The sequence below is a fragment of the Tibeticola sediminis genome (assembly GCF_003843835.1).
Taxonomy (GTDB): domain Bacteria; phylum Pseudomonadota; class Gammaproteobacteria; order Burkholderiales; family Burkholderiaceae_C; genus Tibeticola; species Tibeticola sediminis.
Window position 1 is genome coordinate 761,394 of record NZ_RKQL01000001.1, and the last position, 15,938, is coordinate 777,331.

15 protein-coding genes are annotated in these 15,938 nt (G+C 66.2%); 10 read left to right on the top strand and 5 right to left on the bottom strand.

Annotated elements, in window-relative coordinates:
• Positions 1-87: 87 nt before the first annotated feature.
• The 3 genes from trxB to rpmG all read left to right on the top strand — a co-directional run bounded on the left by trxB (position 88) and on the right by rpmG (position 1,632).
• A complete protein-coding gene (trxB, locus tag EDC62_RS03585) occupies positions 88-1,050 on the top strand; it encodes a thioredoxin-disulfide reductase (RefSeq protein WP_124221140.1) in 963 nt (320 codons plus the stop codon).
• Between the two features lie 160 nt (positions 1,051-1,210).
• Positions 1,211-1,444: a 50S ribosomal protein L28 gene (gene rpmB, locus EDC62_RS03590; RefSeq protein WP_124220509.1), complete on the top strand. Its 234-nt coding sequence runs from the start codon at positions 1,211-1,213 to the stop codon at positions 1,442-1,444.
• 17 nt (positions 1,445-1,461) lie between these two features.
• Entirely contained in the window at positions 1,462-1,632 is a 171-nt protein-coding gene (gene rpmG / locus EDC62_RS03595; protein ID WP_124220511.1) for a 50S ribosomal protein L33, read from the top strand.
• 102 nt (positions 1,633-1,734) lie between these two features.
• Here rpmG and EDC62_RS03600 read toward each other — a convergent pair whose 3' ends face one another.
• The 3 genes from EDC62_RS03600 to purN all read right to left on the bottom strand — a co-directional run bounded on the left by EDC62_RS03600 (position 1,735) and on the right by purN (position 5,120).
• The gene (locus tag EDC62_RS03600; RefSeq protein WP_124220513.1) at positions 1,735-2,958 is read right to left on the bottom strand and encodes a DesA family fatty acid desaturase; all 1,224 of its coding nucleotides are present in this window, start codon (positions 2,956-2,958) and stop codon (positions 1,735-1,737) included.
• Between the two features lie 224 nt (positions 2,959-3,182).
• Positions 3,183-4,448, bottom strand: coding sequence for an RsmB/NOP family class I SAM-dependent RNA methyltransferase (locus EDC62_RS03605; RefSeq protein WP_124220515.1), 1,266 nt, complete (start codon positions 4,446-4,448; stop codon positions 3,183-3,185).
• 63 nt (positions 4,449-4,511) lie between these two features.
• Positions 4,512-5,120 carry a phosphoribosylglycinamide formyltransferase gene (purN, locus tag EDC62_RS03610; protein ID WP_124220517.1) on the bottom strand — a complete coding sequence of 203 codons (609 nt, stop codon included), beginning with the start codon at positions 5,118-5,120 and terminating at the stop codon, positions 4,512-4,514.
• 20 nt (positions 5,121-5,140) lie between these two features.
• On the opposite strand from purN, the gene EDC62_RS03615 reads away from it, so the two are divergent.
• From EDC62_RS03615 to EDC62_RS03625, 3 genes are all read left to right on the top strand, one after another.
• Positions 5,141-5,848 carry a YceH family protein gene (locus EDC62_RS03615; RefSeq protein ID WP_124220519.1) on the top strand — a complete coding sequence of 236 codons (708 nt, stop codon included), beginning with the start codon at positions 5,141-5,143 and terminating at the stop codon, positions 5,846-5,848.
• Positions 5,849-5,930: 82 nt separating this feature from the next.
• Positions 5,931-7,136, top strand: coding sequence for an acyl-CoA dehydrogenase family protein (locus EDC62_RS03620; RefSeq protein WP_124220521.1), 1,206 nt, complete (start codon positions 5,931-5,933; stop codon positions 7,134-7,136).
• Between the two features lie 18 nt (positions 7,137-7,154).
• Positions 7,155-8,273: an acyl-CoA dehydrogenase family protein gene (locus EDC62_RS03625; RefSeq protein ID WP_124220523.1), complete on the top strand. Its 1,119-nt coding sequence runs from the start codon at positions 7,155-7,157 to the stop codon at positions 8,271-8,273.
• A 6-nt stretch (positions 8,274-8,279) separates the two neighbouring features.
• Here the strand turns inward: EDC62_RS03625 and EDC62_RS03630 are convergent, their stop codons facing one another.
• Positions 8,280-8,837 carry an HNH endonuclease gene (locus EDC62_RS03630; protein WP_124220525.1) on the bottom strand — a complete coding sequence of 186 codons (558 nt, stop codon included), beginning with the start codon at positions 8,835-8,837 and terminating at the stop codon, positions 8,280-8,282.
• Between the two features lie 167 nt (positions 8,838-9,004).
• On the opposite strand from EDC62_RS03630, the gene EDC62_RS03635 reads away from it, so the two are divergent.
• The 4 genes from EDC62_RS03635 (at position 9,005) to selD (ending at position 14,758) form a co-directional block, all read left to right on the top strand.
• Positions 9,005-10,048: a bifunctional riboflavin kinase/FAD synthetase gene (locus EDC62_RS03635; protein ID WP_124220527.1), complete on the top strand. Its 1,044-nt coding sequence runs from the start codon at positions 9,005-9,007 to the stop codon at positions 10,046-10,048.
• 126 nt (positions 10,049-10,174) lie between these two features.
• Positions 10,175-13,075, top strand: coding sequence for an isoleucine--tRNA ligase (gene ileS, locus EDC62_RS03640; protein WP_124220529.1), 2,901 nt, complete (start codon positions 10,175-10,177; stop codon positions 13,073-13,075).
• Positions 13,076-13,093: 18 nt separating this feature from the next.
• On the top strand, positions 13,094-13,612 hold the full coding sequence (lspA, locus tag EDC62_RS03645) for a signal peptidase II (RefSeq protein WP_124220531.1): 519 nt from the start codon (positions 13,094-13,096) through the stop codon (positions 13,610-13,612).
• Positions 13,613-13,675: 63 nt separating this feature from the next.
• Positions 13,676-14,758: a selenide, water dikinase SelD gene (gene selD / locus EDC62_RS03650; protein WP_124220533.1), complete on the top strand. Its 1,083-nt coding sequence runs from the start codon at positions 13,676-13,678 to the stop codon at positions 14,756-14,758.
• 174 nt (positions 14,759-14,932) lie between these two features.
• Here selD and EDC62_RS03655 read toward each other — a convergent pair whose 3' ends face one another.
• Positions 14,933-15,916, bottom strand: coding sequence for a quinone oxidoreductase family protein (locus EDC62_RS03655; RefSeq protein WP_124220535.1), 984 nt, complete (start codon positions 15,914-15,916; stop codon positions 14,933-14,935).
• Positions 15,917-15,938: the final 22 nt, after the last annotated feature.

Genomic DNA, 15,938 nt, shown 5'->3' on the forward strand with positions numbered 1-15,938 from the left:
CTCCAGAGGCCTCATCCAGACGGCCCGCAAGCTTCAACCCAGAACGAAACGCTATGGCAAGCATAGCGGAATCCAGGAAAGCGAATGATGGAACAAACCCTGCACAGCAAAGTCTTGATCCTGGGCTCCGGACCCGCGGGCTATACCGCAGCGATCTACGCAGCCCGTGCCAACTTGCAACCCACATTGATTACCGGCATGGCGCAAGGGGGGCAGCTCATGACCACGACCGAGGTCGACAACTGGCCCGGTGATGTGCACGGCGTACAAGGCCCGGACCTGATGCAACGGCTGCTGCAACATGCCGAACGTTTCCGCACGCAAATCATCTTCGACCAGATCCACCAGGTCGACCTGAGCCAGCGGCCGTTTCGCCTGAAGGGCGACAGCGGCCACTACACCTGCGATGCGCTCATCATTGCGACCGGCGCCTCGGCGAAGTACCTCGGTCTGCCGTCCGAACAGGCGTTCATGGGTCGTGGCGTCTCGGCCTGTGCTACCTGCGATGGTTTTTTCTACCGCGACGAGGTTTGCTGCGTCGTTGGGGGCGGCAACACCGCGGTCGAAGAGGCGCTCTACCTCTCCAACATCGCCAAGAAGGTCTATTTGATCCACCGCCGAGACAAGTTCCGCGCCGAGCCCATCATGGTCGACAAGCTCATGGAGAAGGTGCAAGCCGGCAAAATCGAGCTCAAAACCTTCCGTACCGTTGAAGAAGTGCTCGGAGACGCCAGTGGTGTGACCGGTGTTCGCCTGCGCAACGTTCTCGATGGCAGCCTCGAAGACATCGCGGTCAAAGGCTGCTTCATCGCCATCGGACACTCCCCCAATACCGCCATCTTTGAAGGCCAGCTCGAGCTCGACAACGGGTACATCGTCACCCAAGGCGGCCGCCACGGCATGGCCACGATGACCAGTGTGCCGGGCGTGTTTGCCGCCGGGGACGTCCAAGACTACGTCTATCGGCAAGCCATCACGAGCGCCGGCACCGGCTGTATGGCAGCGCTCGACGCCCAGCGCTATCTGGAACAGGCCGGCGGCCAGCTATAATTTCACGCTTTGCCAGTCTTGGCAGAAAAAGGAAACGCTTGGGCCTTCCGGTCCAGCAGGGTTACCGCCACCCATCCATGGCGAGGTGAGGCCGCCAGCCGGTGAGCCGCGATCATGCGGTTCTGTGCAGAGGCTGCGGCCGTTTGATTGGAGTGTCCTCATGGCACGCGTCTGCGAAGTCACGGGCAAAAAGCCCATGGTCGGGAACAATGTTTCCCACGCCAACAACAAAACCAAGCGCCGGTTCCTTCCGAACCTGCAATACCGCCGCTTCTGGGTCGAGAGCGAAAACCGCTGGGTGCGCCTGCGGGTGTCCAGCGCCGCGCTGCGCCTGATCGACAAGAACGGCATCGATGCCGTGCTCGCAGACCTGCGCGCACGCGGCCAGGCCTAATCCGGAGGAACTGAACCATGGCAACCAAAGGCGGACGCGAAAAAATCAAGCTGCAGTCCACAGCGGGCACCGGTCACTTCTACACCACGACCAAGAACAAGAAGACGACACCGGACAAGCTGTCGATCATGAAGTTCGACCCCAAGGCTCGCAAACATGTCGAGTACAAGGAAGCCAAGCTGAAGTAATTCGGTTTACCGGCTTTCTCCCATAAAAAAACCCGCTGCATGCAGCGGGTTTTTTTATGGGAACGCTGAACAAGCCCCTCAGCGCGCGAGGGGTTTTACCGATCAGGGTTGGCGCGCCTGAACTGCGCGCAACTGCTGCGAGAACTCCCGCAGCGCTGCGATGCCACTGTTCTCGGCCCGCCGGCACCATGCCTGAAGATCTGACGCCAGTTGTTCCCGCGTCCGGTTCGTACTGAGCCAAAGCTGACGCAATTCCTCGCGCATCGAGACCATCTGGTCGAGCACCGGGTTAGCCGCGCGCGCCTGCTCGATCTTGCTGCGAACATCCGCCGGAACCTTGTCGACATCGCGATGCAGCCAGCGCTTGACCGCCTGCAGTACCGAGGCGTCGAGCGCCTGCTGGCGCAGGGTCGGCAATTCCGCCCGAACCACCGCCCGCATACGCCGGGCATACGCGGCCATCACCTCGTAGCGGTGGGCAATCAGAGCTTCGAGCGTTCGCTCATCCGCAACGGGCCGTGCGACACCATAGGCCACACGCGGCGGGATCTTCTTCACCGTCGCAAGACCCAGGCTCTGCAAGATACGGATGTAGAGCCAGCCGATGTCGAACTCAAAGGGCTTGACCGACAGCTTGGCCGAAGTCGGATAGGTGTGGTGGTTGTTGTGCAGTTCCTCCCCGCCGATGATGATGCCCCACGGGAAAATGTTGGTGCTGGCGTCGGGCGCTTCGAAGTTGCGATAGCCCCAGTAGTGCGCCGCGCCATTGATGATGCCCGCAGCGGTCACCGGGATCCAGGCCATCTGCACCGCCCACACCGCCAGCCCCGCGGCGCCGAACAAAGCGAGGTCGACGATCATCATCAAACCCACGCCCTGCCACGAATAACGGGAATACAGGTTGCGCTCGATCCAGTCATCCGGCGTGCCGTGGCCGAAGCGGGCCAGCGTCTCGGCATTTTTGGATTCGGCGCGGTAGAGCTCCGAGCCTTGCAGCAGCACGGTGCGGATCCCGTGCACATGCGGGCTGTGGGGGTCTTCGGGCTGCTCGCACTTGGCGTGATGCTTGCGGTGGATCGCGGTCCACTCCTTGGTGACCATACCGGTCGTCAGCCACAGCCAGAAACGGAAGAAATGAGCCGCGACGGGGTGCAAGTCCAACGCCCGATGCGCCGAATGCCGGTGCAGATAGATCGTGACGCTGGCGATGGTGATGTGCGTCATCACCAGGGTGAACAGCACGATTTGCCACCAGGAAGCCTGCCAAAGCCCATGTGCCAGCCAGTCGATCGCGGCGGAAAGAATCGGCGTATCCAAAAGATTCATAAACGAAAAACACCTCAAAACCGGGACGCAAAAAGCCGCACCCCATCTGCTCATTTTATGGCGCGCACGCGCCTGGAACACCGCAGCCCGCAACAAAGCCCCGCGAATTCGAGGACTGGGGCGCCGCGTGCGCCACGGTCGATCGGCGGTGGGCCGCGGCGCACCGTTTGGCCCGCGTCGAATTCACCGCAAACGCCGCGCCGATCTCGGCCGCGTCCAGCGTGTCACCCGCGGCGCTGCCAGACTGCCGCGAAGAAACCGTCGGTGTGGTGGCGGTGGGGCCAGAGCCGCAGAAAACGTCCGTCGGCCGTGCACAGAGCCTCGGCTTCGGCAAGCTTGAGACCCCGCAAGACCTCAGCCACGGGCAGGGGCTCGAATTCCGGATGGCGCTCGGAAAAGGCAGCGGCAATCGCCTCGTTTTCTTCGGGCAGCACGCTGCAGGTGGCATAGACCAGTCGCCCACCCGGTTTGAGCAGGCGCTGCGCACTCTCCAGTATGGCGGCCTGTTTGGTCACGAGTTCGGCGACGTCCTGAGGCGTCTGGCGCCACTTCAGGTCCGGGTTGCGGCGCAGCGTGCCCAACCCCGAACAAGGCGCATCGACCAGCACCCGGTCGATCTTGCCCGCGAGGCGCTTGACCCGCTCGTCGCGCTCGTGCGCCAGCGCCGCCGGATGCACATTCGACAGGCCACTGCGCGCCAAGCGCGGCTTGAGCGCCTCCAGCCGGTGCGCCGACGTGTCGAATGCATACAAGCGCCCGGTGTTGCGCATCATGGCGCCGATGGCGAGCGTCTTGCCGCCGGCCCCGGCGCAAAAGTCGACCACCATCTCGCCCCGGTGCGCATCGAGGATCCAGGCGAGCAACTGCGAGCCCTCGTCCTGAACTTCAATGGCCCCGCGACGGAAGGCTTCGATCTTTTGCAGCGCCGGCTTGCCTTCGATCCGCAAGCCCCAGGGTGAATACGGGGTTGGCGCCGCACGCACCCCGGCCTCGGCCAACTCGCGCTGGACGTCGGCGCGCTTGGCAACGAGCACGTTCACCCGCAGGTCGAGCGGCGCGGGTTCATTGAGGCTGGCCGCCAGGGCCTCGAATGCGTCGCCCACTTGCGCACGAAGCGCATCCGCGAGCCAGTCGGGCAAGTTGTGCCGATGCTGCGGCAACCAAGCCTCCGGCGGGACTGCGTCGCAAGCGTCGAGCCACTGTTTTTCGGAGTCGCTCAGCGCGCTCTTGAGGAAGTCCCGTGGCCCGTGAAAGCCCAGGATCGCCAGCCGCCGTTCGCGCGGGCCCTGGCCCGATCGGGCGAGCGATTCGAAGCGCAGCTTGTGCCGCAGCACGTTGTAGGCGGTTTCCGCGAGCGTGGCCCGCTCTCGGGGCCCGAGTTGTTTGTGTTGGCGGAAGTATCGCGAAACGATGGCGTCGGCCGGATGATCGAAACGCAGAACCAGCGCCACGAGTTCGGCGCAAGAGTCCAATAGGGCTTTGGGATGCATGGGTGCTTGAGGTTGGATGCGCGCGCAGTCCCGTCACTGCCAGTCGCCAGTCAAAAAAAGCCCTCAAGCTGCGACGGCTCGATGCCGACGCAGCCACTGGGCAATGGCTTGGGGATAGATGCGATGCTCCTGGCTCAGCACCCGCGCAGCGAGCTGCTCGGGTGTGTCGCAGGGCAGCACGGGTACGGCCGCCTGTTCCAGTATCGGGCCGTGATCCAGCTCGGCCGTCACTTCGTGGACGGTTGCTCCCGCAACACGGCAGCCCGCGGCGATGACGCGCTGGTGGGTGTGGAGCCCCGGAAACGCTGGCAACAAGGATGGGTGGATGTTGAGCAAGCGCCCCGCGTAGCGCTCGACGAAGCCCGGGGTCAAGATGCGCATGAAGCCTGCCAGAACCACAAGCGCAGGCTCTTGGGGCTGCTCGTAGCCATCGATCACCCGAGCCAGGGCTTCATCGAATGCTTCTCGGGTGGCGTAGGCGCGGTGGTCGACGACCTGCGTCTCGAGGCCGTGCTCGCGAGCCCAGGCGAGCCCCTTGGCCTCGGGCCGGTTGCTGATGACGGCTGCCACGCGAGCCCCGAAGCGCTCGGGCCACTGATCCCGCTCGGCCGCGGCGGCAATGGCCCGCATGTTCGAGCCGGTGCCGGAGATCAAAATCACGATGTTTCTCATTGCCTGCGATTATCCCTGCCATGACCCTGGACCCGAACACCCACGCTCACCCCGACGCCGCGACGCCCTGCCCGGCGCGCCCCTTGACGCCTACGGAAGCCCGCGTCCTGGGCACCCTCATGGAAAAAGCCCGCACGGTGCCCGACAGCTACCCGCTCACGCTACTGATGGTGCAGGCTGGCTGCAATCAGAAGACCAGCCGGGAACCGGTGATGCAGCTCGAAGAAGCCGAGGTGCTCGAAGCCCTCGAAGCGCTCAAGGCGCTCGACCTGGTGGTCGAGGTCGGCGGCGCGCGCGTGCCACATTACGAACACAAGGTCCAGCGCGCCCTGCGCATCCCCGAACAGTCGGCGGTGCTGCTCGGGCTACTGATGCTGCGCGGGCCCCAGACGGCCGCTGAATTGCGGCAAAACGGCGAACGCTGGTACCGTTTCGCCGATGGGTCTTCGGTGGAAGCCTTCCTCGAAGAACTGCAGGCACGCCCGCCCGAGCGCGGTGGTGCCCTGGTCGTCAAGCTGCCCCGAGCACCGGGCGCACGCGAGGCGCGCTGGATGCACCGGCTCTGCGGCGATCCGGAGCCCACAGGTGGCGCCGCCAGCGCGACAGTCGGCCAAGCAGTGGCGGCCATCCCCGCACGTGTCGAGGCCCTGGAAGCCGAGGTCGAACGGCTGCGCGCGCAGGTCGAACGCCTGATGCGGGAACTGGGCTTGTCGCCGGATGGACAGTGAAAAGCGCACGCTCGTGCGCACAATGCCCGCTTCTTGACGCTCGGCCGACCGAACGGCCGACTCCACCCCACGGAGCAACGCCATGGACTTGGCTTTCACGCCTGAGGAACAGCAATTCCGAGAAGAGGTGCGCGCCTGGGTGCGCGCCAACCTGCCGCCCGACATCGCGCACAAGGTGCACAACGCCCTCACGCTCAGCCGCGACGACATGCAGCGCTGGGCGAAGATTCTGGGCAAGAAAGGCTGGCTCGGCTACGGCTGGCCCAAGCAGTTTGGCGGCCCGGGCTGGAACGCCGTGCAAAAGCATTTGTTCGAAGAGGAATGCGCTCTTGCCGGTGCGCCGCGCATCGTGCCCTTCGGGCCGGTGATGGTGGCGCCGGTCATCATGGCCTTTGGGACTCCGGAGCAACAGCAGCGCTTCCTGCCCGGCATCGCCAGCGGCGAGGTGTGGTGGAGCCAGGGCTACAGCGAGCCGGGCGCGGGCTCCGACCTGGCGTCATTGAAGACCCGCGCCGAGCGCCGCGGCGACAAATACATCGTCAACGGCCAAAAGACCTGGACGACGCTCGGACAGTATGGCGAGTGGATCTTCTGCCTGGTCCGCACCAGCACGGAGGGCAAGCCGCAGACCGGCATCAGCTTCCTCTTGATCGACATGAAGTCGCCAGGTGTGACCGTCCGCCCGATCCGCCTGCTCGACGGCGAATGCGAGGTCAACGAGGTGTTCTTCGACAACGTCGAGGTTCCGGTGGAAAACCTGATCGGGGAGGAGAACAAGGGCTGGACCTACGCCAAGCACCTGCTCAGCCATGAGCGCACCAACATCGCCGACGTCAACCGCGCCAAGCGTGAACTCGAGCGCTTGAAGCGCATCGCCAAGACCGAGGGCGTGTGGGACGACCTGCGCTTTCGCGACCAGATCGCGCTGCTGGAGGTCGACATCGTCGCGCTCGAAATGCTGGTGCTGCGCGTGCTGTCGGCCGAAAAGTCCGGCAAACAATCGCTCGACATCGCTGGCTTGCTCAAGATCCGCGGCAGCGAGATTCAGCAGCGTTACAGCGAGCTGATGATGCTCGCCGCCGGGCCTTACGCCTTACCCTTGATTCGCGAAGCGATGGAAGCCGGCTGGCAGGGTGACGCGGCGCTCGGCGCGCTGGGTGGCTTCCCCGGCGGCGTGGTGGCCAATGCGCCGCTGGCGTCGACCTACTTCAACATGCGCAAGACCACGATCTACGGCGGCAGCAACGAGGTCCAGCGCAACATCGTTGCGCAGACCGTGCTTGGTTGAACCTGCAGGAGCCCCATCATGGATTTTGATTTTTCCGACGATCAGCTTGCCCTGCGCGAGGCAGTGGCCCGCTGGGTGGAGAAAGCCTATCCGTTCGAGCGCCGACGCGCCATCGTGGCAGCCGGCGGCTTCGACCGCGGGGTTTGGGCCGAGTTGGCCGAGCTGGGCCTCACCGGGCTGACCGTCCCCGAGGACGACGCGGGCCTGGGCTACGGCGCCGTTGAGGCCATGGTGGTCATGGAAGAACTCGGCCGCGGCTTGGTGCTCGAGCCGCTCGCGCAGGCCACGATCGCAGCGCGCCTGCTCGCAGGCTATGCCGAGCCGGCGCTGCGCGCCGAGTGGCTGCCGCGCCTGGCCCGCGGCGAGGCTCTGATTGCGCTCGCGCACCAAGAGCGTCGCGCCCGCTACCGGCTCGACGTGTGCGACGCCGAGGCACAGGCGGGCGACGGGGCCGCGGGCTATGTGCTCAGTGGCTTGAAAAACCTCGTGCCGGCTGGCGACCATGCAGATGCCTATCTGGTCCCGGCGCGCCTGGACGGTGCTCTAGCGCTGTTCCTGGTGCCGCGGGGCACGGGGGTCGCCACCCGCGGCTACGGCACGCAGGATGGCAGCCGCGCCGCGGACGTGCAGTTCGACCGTGCCGCTGCGATACTGCTCACGGGTGAAGGCCTCGCCGCACTCGAGCTTGCGCAAGACCTGGGGATCGCGTCGATCGCGGCCTACGCCGTCGGGGTGATGGACCGCACGCTCGCCGTCACCGTGGAGTACCTCAACACCCGCAAGCAGTTCGGCGTGCCCATCGCCAGCTTCCAGGCGCTGCGCCACCGCGTGGCCGACATGAAGATGCAGTTGGAACTCGCCCGCTCCATGAGCTACTACGCCAGCCTCAAGCTCAACGCGCCTGCCGATGAGCGCCGCCGGGCGCTCTCGCGCGCCAAGGTGCAACTCGGGCATTCGATGCGCTTCGTCGGCCAGCAAGCCGTGCAATTGCATGGCGGCATCGGCGTGACCGACGAATACATCGTGAGCCACTATTTCAAGACGCTGACCCAACTCGAAATGACCTGGGGCGACACCTTGCACCATCTGGGCGAGGTGTCGGCGCGCATGCAGGACACGGCGGGCGTGTTCGCCTGACTTACCTCAAGCCAGAAGGCGAGAATTCCTGGGCACGTGCGCCATCAGGAACTCCATCTGGTCAGCGAGGATGCGCCGGTTGCGCAGGATGAAGTCCTCCCAAAGGCTCGGCACATAAGGCGCATAGAGCAGCGTCATGCCGGCCTGCTCAGGCGTGCGCGCACCCTTGCGGTGGTTGCAGGCGCGGCAGGCCGTGACCACGTTCATCCAGTGGTCGCGGCCGTTTTGCGCGAAGGGCACGATGTGCTCGCGCGTGAGTTCATGGTCTGGGAACACGCCGCCGCAGTAGGCGCAGAGGTTGCGGTCGCGCGCGAACAGCTTGAGGTTGGTGAGCGTGGGCCGCAGGTCGAAGGGGTTGATGTTGGGCACGCCGCGCGTGCCGATGATGCTGCTGACCGCGATGATCGACTGAAGACCGGTGCGCGCGTTGTGGCCGCCGTGGAACACCGCCACCTCCTGGCCGAGTTCCCAGCGCACCTCGCCCGCGGCATAGTGAATCACCGCCTGTTCGAGCGAAATCCACGACTGCGGCAGCCCTTGGGCCGACAGCTTGAGCACCTTCACGCACACCTCCATGCTAGGGGTTGGTCACGTCATGCAGAGCCGGATGAGCGGCGCAGACCGGCGCGGCGCCGCACCGGTCACAATATACGCCCGTTTCATGACAATTTAACGGATACCCCGGCGTGAAACGGCGCCATGGCGCTATGAAATCCATACCAGAATCGGGCATGAAAATTTTCCGCGGTCTGCACCATCAGGGCCTGGCCGAGGCCTGCGCGCTGACCATCGGCAACTTCGACGGCGTGCATCGCGGCCACCAGGCCATGCTGGCGCTGCTGCAGAACGAGGCTCGGCATCGGGGCATTCCGAGCTGTGTGCTGACCTTCGAGCCGCATCCGCGCGACTTCTTCGCCGCGCAGGCGCAGCGCGCCGACATCGCGCCCGCGCGCATCGCCACGCTGCGCGACAAGCTACAGGAACTGCAGCGCTGTGGCGTCGATCAGGTCGTGGTTCTGCCCTTCAACGCGGCGCTGGCGGCTCTGTCGCCCGACGAATTCATCCAACGCGTGCTGGTTCAGGGGCTGGGCGCACGCTATGTGCTCGTGGGGGACGACTTTCGCTTCGGGGCCAAGCGCGCCGGCGACTACGCGCTGCTCGATGCTGCCGGAGCGCGTGCGGGTTTCGAGGTGGCCCGGATGCTGAGCTACGAAATCCACGGCGGCCGGGTGTCGAGCTCGGCGGTGCGTGCGGCGCTGTCTGAAGGACGCATGAGCGACGCGGCGGCCTTGCTCGGGCGGCCCTACAGCATCAGCGGGCATGTGGTCCACGGCCGCAAGCTCGGCCGCGCCCTCGGGGAGACAGCGCCGGCCGCGGGCGACGGTTTTCGCACGCTGAACCTGCGCTTTTCCCATTGGAAGCCGGCCGCCAGCGGCATCTTTGCGGTGGAAGTGCACGGCCTGGGCGCGCAGGCGCTGCCGGGCGTGGCCAACCTGGGGGTTCGGCCCTCGCTCGACCCGCGCGACGTCAACGGCGGGCGGGTGCTGCTCGAGACCCATTGCTTCGACTGGCCCGAACCCCTCGGGATGGAGGGGGCCTACGGTAAAATCATCCGGGTGGACCTGCTGCACAAACTGCACGATGAACTCAAATACGACAGCCTCGATGCGCTGACGGCAGGTATTGCGCGCGACTGCGAGGACGCCCGTCGCTTTTTTGCCGAGCGTTACGCCCAGACCCGTCGGCAGACCACGCGCGACCGAATTCCGGACTGAAGCAGCCCCCTCGGCCGTCCCCACGGCCTGGCCACAAGCGCTGCCCCGGCGCTCGCACCCCGAGTCTCCTTTCCGCCAGACTGAAACTGGCCCGCCACTTTCGGCGAGACCGCATGAGTTTTCCCCATGTCCGACAAAAACGCCCCCGCCAAGACCGATGCCACCAGCCCCTGGCGCGCCACGCTCAACATGCCCGACACGCCCTTTCCGATGCGGGGCGACCTGCCCCGGCGGGAGCCGGGCTGGGTGCAGCAGTGGGATGAAAGCGGGCTCTACCTGAGGCTGCGCGCTGCGCGTCAGGGTGCGCCGCTGTTCGTGCTGCATGACGGGCCGCCCTACGCCAACGGCAAGCTGCACATCGGCCATGCGCTGAACAAGGTGCTCAAAGACATGATCGTCAAGAGCCGGCAGCTGGCCGGATTCGACGCGCAGTACATCCCCGGGTGGGACTGCCACGGCCTGCCGATCGAAAACGCGATCGAAAAGCTCCACGGCCGCAAGCTCAGCCGCGACGAAATGCAGGCCAAGAGCCGCGCCTACGCCACCGAGCAGATTGAGCAGCAACGCGAAGACTTCAAACGCCTGGGCGTGCTCGGGGACTGGGCGCGGCCCTACCGCACCATGGATCCGGTCAATGAAGCGGGCGAAATCCGTGCGTTCAAGCGCGTGATCGAACGCGGCTTCGTCTACCGGGGGCTCAAACCCGTCTACTGGTGCTTCGACTGCGGCTCCTCGCTGGCCGAGTTCGAAATCGAATACCAGGACAAGCAGTCCACCACGCTCGACGTCGCCTTCGAAGCCGACGACCCAGCGCGCCTGGCCGCCGCCTTCAACCTCGCGGCGCTGCCCGCAGGCCGCAGCGCGTTTGCGGTGATCTGGACCACCACCGCCTGGACGCTGCCGGCCAATCAGGCGCTCAACGCCCACCCGGAACTCGAATATGCGCTCGTCGACACCCCGCGCGGGCTGCTCGTGCTGGCGGCGTCCCTGGTGGAATCATGCCTGGGGCGCTGGGGACTCGAGGGCGAGGTGATCGCTACCGCGCGGGGGCAGCAGCTCGGCGGCCTGCAGTTCCGCCACCCGCTCTATGACGTGGACGCCGGCTACCGCCGCCTGTCGCCGGTCTATCTGGCCGAGTATGTGAGCGACACCGACGGCACCGGCATCGTGCACTCTTCGCCCGCCTACGGCGTGGACGACTTCAACTCCTGCATCGCGCACGGCCTGCGCACGGAGGACATCCTCAACCCGGTGCAGGGCGACGGGCACTATGCCGCGACGCTGCCGCTGTTTGGCGGCATGAACATCTGGCAAGCCTGCGACCGCGTCATCGAGGCGCTGCGCGCGGCGGGCCGCCTCATGGGCACGGTGGGCATCACGCACAGCTACCCGCATTGCTGGCGGCACAAGACGCCGGTGATTTATCGCGCCGCCGCGCAGTGGTTCATCCGCATGGACGAAGGCGAAGGCGTGTTCACCACCGACAAAGCGCCCAAAACGCTGCGGCAAATGGCGCTCGAAGCGATCGAGCACACGCGCTTTTACCCCGAAAACGGCAAGGCGCGGCTGCGGGACATGATCGCGAACCGGCCCGACTGGTGCATTTCGCGGCAACGCGCCTGGGGCGTGCCGGTGCCGTTTTTCCTGCACAAAGAGACGGGTGAACTGCACCCGCGCACGCTCGAAATCCTCGACCAGGCCGCCGCCATCGTTGAGCAGGGCGGCATCGAAGCCTGGAGCCGCACCACCGCCGAGGACATCCTCGGCCCCGAGGACGCCGCGCACTACACCAAGAGCGCCGACATTCTGGAAGTCTGGTTCGACTCGGGCTCGACCTTCTGGCATGTGCTGCGCGGCAGCCATGCCCATGCTTACCCGAACGGCTGCTGCCACGCCGAAGGGCCCGAAGCCGACCTCTACCTCGAAGGCCACGACCAGCACCGCGGCTGGTTCCACAGCTCGCTGTTGCTCGGCTGTGCGATCGAAGGGCGCGCGCCCTACCGCGGCCTGCTGACCCACGGCTTTGCCACCGACGGCCAGGGCCGCAAGATGAGCAAGAGCCTGGGCAACGTGGTCGTGCCGCAGGAGATCAGCGGCAAGCTGGGCGCGGAAATCGTGCGCCTGTGGGTCGCCAGCACCGACTACTCGGGGGACCTCAACATCGACGACAAGATCCTCGCCCGGGTGGTCGATGCCTACCGCCGCATCCGCAACACGCTGCGCTTCCTGCTGGCCAATACCAGCGACTTCGACCCGGCGCGCGACGCGGTGCCCGAGTCTCAGATGCTCGAAATCGACCGCTGGGCGCTGTCGCGCGCGGCCGAACTGCAAGCCGACATCCTGCGCCACTACGACGCCTACGAATTCCACCCCGTCGTCGCCAAGCTGCAGGTGTTCTGCTCCGAAGACCTCGGCGCGTTCTACCTCGACGTGCTCAAGGACCGGCTGTACACCACCGCCCCGAAGTCGATGGCGCGCCGCAGCGCACAGACCGCGCTGCACCAGATCACCCACGCGATGCTGCGCTGGATGGCGCCTTTCCTGTCCTTCACGGCCGAGGAAGCCTGGGCGGTCTTTGCCGGGGCGCAGAACCAAGGTTCGATCTTCTTCGAGACCTACTGGCGGTTCGCCACGCCCGACGAGGCACTGCTCGCCAAATGGGCGCGCATCCGCGAAATCCGCGAAGTGGCCAACAAGGAAATCGAGGCGGTGCGCGCCACCGGTGCCGTCGGCCCTTCGCTGCAGGCGCTCCTGACCATCACCGTCGGGCCCGACGATGCCGCCCTGCTGCGCTCGCTCGGCGACGACCTGAAATTCGTCACCATCACCTCGGCGGCGACGGTGGTCGACGGCGAGGCGCTGGCCGTGCAGGTCACCCCCGCCACCGCGCCCAAGTGCGAGCGCTGCTGGCACTACCGCGACGACATCGGAATCGACCCCACGCGCCCCACGATTTGCGGCCGCTGCGTCGCGAACCTGGCCGAAAGCGAAGGCATCGGTGCGGGCGAGCCCCGGCACTGCGCCTGAAGACCGGAAAGCCTCGCCGTGGCCAAAGCCCTATCCTCCGCCCGCGCTTCTTTGACCTTGTGGCTCACGCTGGCCGTGTTCATCGTGGTGCTCGACCAGTTCACCAAGGTGCTGATACTCGGTAACTACGCTCTTGGGGACAGCGTAGGGGTGACGAGCTTCTTCAACGTCGTACGTGTGCACAACACGGGCGCGGCTTTCTCGTTCCTCGCCGGTGCGAGCGGCTGGCAGCGGTGGTTTTTCACGGGGCTCGGCCTCGTGGCGACGGTGGCCATCGTCTGGATGCTGCGCAGGCATGGGCACCAGCGGCTCTTTGCGTTCGCGCTGAGCTGCATCCTCGGGGGTGCGGTCGGAAACGTCATCGACCGGCTGCTGCACGGCTACGTGGTCGATTTCCTGCAATTTCACTGGCGCTGGCTCGAGCCGGTGTTTCCGGGCGGCTATTTCCCGGCGTTCAACGTGGCCGACGCGGCGATCACCGTGGGCGCCGCTGCGCTGATCCTCGACGAGCTGCGCCGTGTGCGGCAGGCGCGCTGAGCCGCTGCACCCTTCGGAATCTTCCGGCCTGTTTCGACTTGATCTGCGACCCTCAGCCCTCTCATGAACCCGAACACCGACCTGCCTGAGCGCACCGAACCCCGGCTGACCTCGCTGTCACACGGCGGCGGCTGCGGCTGCAAGATCGCACCGGGCGTGCTGTCGGACATTCTGCGCGGCACGACGCAACTGCCCATCCCCGAGGCTTTGCTCGTGGGCATCGAAACCGCCGACGACGCCGCGGTCTATCGCCTCAACGACGCGCAGGCGCTGGTCGCGACCACCGATTTCTTCATGCCCATCGTCGACGACCCGTTCGACTTTGGTCGCATCGCCGCCACCAATGCGCTGAGCGATGTCTATGCCATGGGCGGCACGCCCATCATGGCGCTCGCGCTGGTGGGCATGCCGATCTCGGTGCTCTCGACCGCCACCATCGGCCGCATCCTCGAAGGTGGCGCGTCGGTGTGCCGCGCCGCGGGCATCCCCATCGCCGGCGGGCACACGATCGACTCGGTCGAGCCGATCTACGGGCTGGTGGCTCTGGGTCTGGTGCACCCGGCGCGGGTGCGGCGCAATGCGGATGCGCGCGCGGGCGATTGGCTGATTCTCGGTAAGCCGCTGGGCGTCGGAGTGCAGTCGGCCGCGCTCAAAAAAGACCTGCTCGATGCCGCGGGCTATGCGCGCATGATCGAAACCACGACGCGGCTCAACACCCCGGGGCCGGATCTGGCTGCGCTCGACGGCGTGCATGCGATCACCGATGTCACGGGCTTTGGCCTGGCCGGCCATGCGCTCGAAGTGGCGCGCGGCTGCGGCCACGCGGTGCAGATCGACTGGGCGCGCGTGCCGCTGCTCGAAGGCGTGCGCGCGTTCGCCGAGGCAGGCGTCGTCACCGGTGCCTCGGGTCGGAACTGGGCAGCTTATGGCGCCGAGGTGGCGCTGCCCGAAGGCTTTGCCCCCGCCGACCGCGCGCTGCTGACCGACCCGCAAACCAGCGGCGGGCTGCTGGTGTCCTGTGCGCCCGAAGCAGCAGCGAACGTGCTCGAGGTCTTCCAACGTCACGGCTTTGCCGACGCCGCCGTCATCGGCAGGGTCGATGCGGCGCCGACCGGCGAGGGCGCCGCCTGTCTCGTGATTCGCTGAGCTGCGTTCCCCTCAGAGGCTGAGAGGGAATTGGGCGTGCCCGAAGGGGCGCCCCAAAACGCGCCCGAGTAGGCGCAAAGCACAGCCGTAGCTCGGGCTACGGCGCGCATTTGCAGCGCCCTCGGGCGTGTTTTGGGGCGTCAAAGCGGGCATGACCCATTCCCTCTCAGCCTCTCAGACCGTCAGAACCGTGCTGCCCACCGTCTGGCGCGACTCGAGCGCGCGGTGCGCCTCGGCCACGTCCCGGAGCGCAAAGCGCTGCGCGATGTGGATCTTCACCGCACCGCTTTGCACCACCTCGAACAATTCGTCGGCCATGGCCTGGGTGCGTTCGCGCGTGGCGATGTGGGTAAAAAGCGTCTGCCGCGTGACGTAGAGCGAACCCTTGGCGCCGAGGATGGCGGGGGCGAACGGCGGCACCGGGCCCGACGCATTGCCAAAACTCACCATCAGCCCAAACGGACGCAGGCAGTCGAGCGAGCCGTCCCAGGTGTCTTTGCCGACCGAGTCGTAGACCACCTTGACGCCCTGGCCCTGGGTGATGTCCCGGACGCGCTGCACGAAGTTCTCGCGCCGGTAGTTGATGGCGTGCGCTGCCCCGTTGGCCAGCGCCAGCGCACACTTCTCGTCGCTGCCCGCGGTGCCGATGAGCTGCAGGCCCAGCGCCTTGGCCCACTGACAGGCGATCAGCCCCACGCCCCCGGCGGCGGCATGAAACAGCACGAAGTCTCCGCTTTGCAAGCCTTCGACCGGGCGCGTGCGCTTGAGCAGGTACTGCGCGGTCAGGCCTTTGAGCATCATGGCGGCGGCGGTGTCGAAGTCGATCGCATCGGGTAGGCGCACCACGCAGGTCGCGGGCATCACGCGGACTTCGCTGTAGCTGCCAGGCGGGTTGCTGGCGTACGCGGCGCGGTCCCCCGGCTTCAGATGCGTCACCCCCTCGCCGACGGCTTCGATGATGCCCGCGCCTTCCATACCCAGACGCGCGGGCAGGCTGAGCGGGTAGAGCCCCGTGCGGTGGTAGACATCGATGAAGTTGAGCCCGATCGCCTTGTGGCGGATGCGCACCTCGCCCGGGGCAGGGTCGCCGACGTCCACGTCGACGAGCTTCATCTGTTCTGGGCCACCAAACTGGTCGATCTGCACGGCAAGCGTCATGAGGATTCCTCGAAGAACAAAG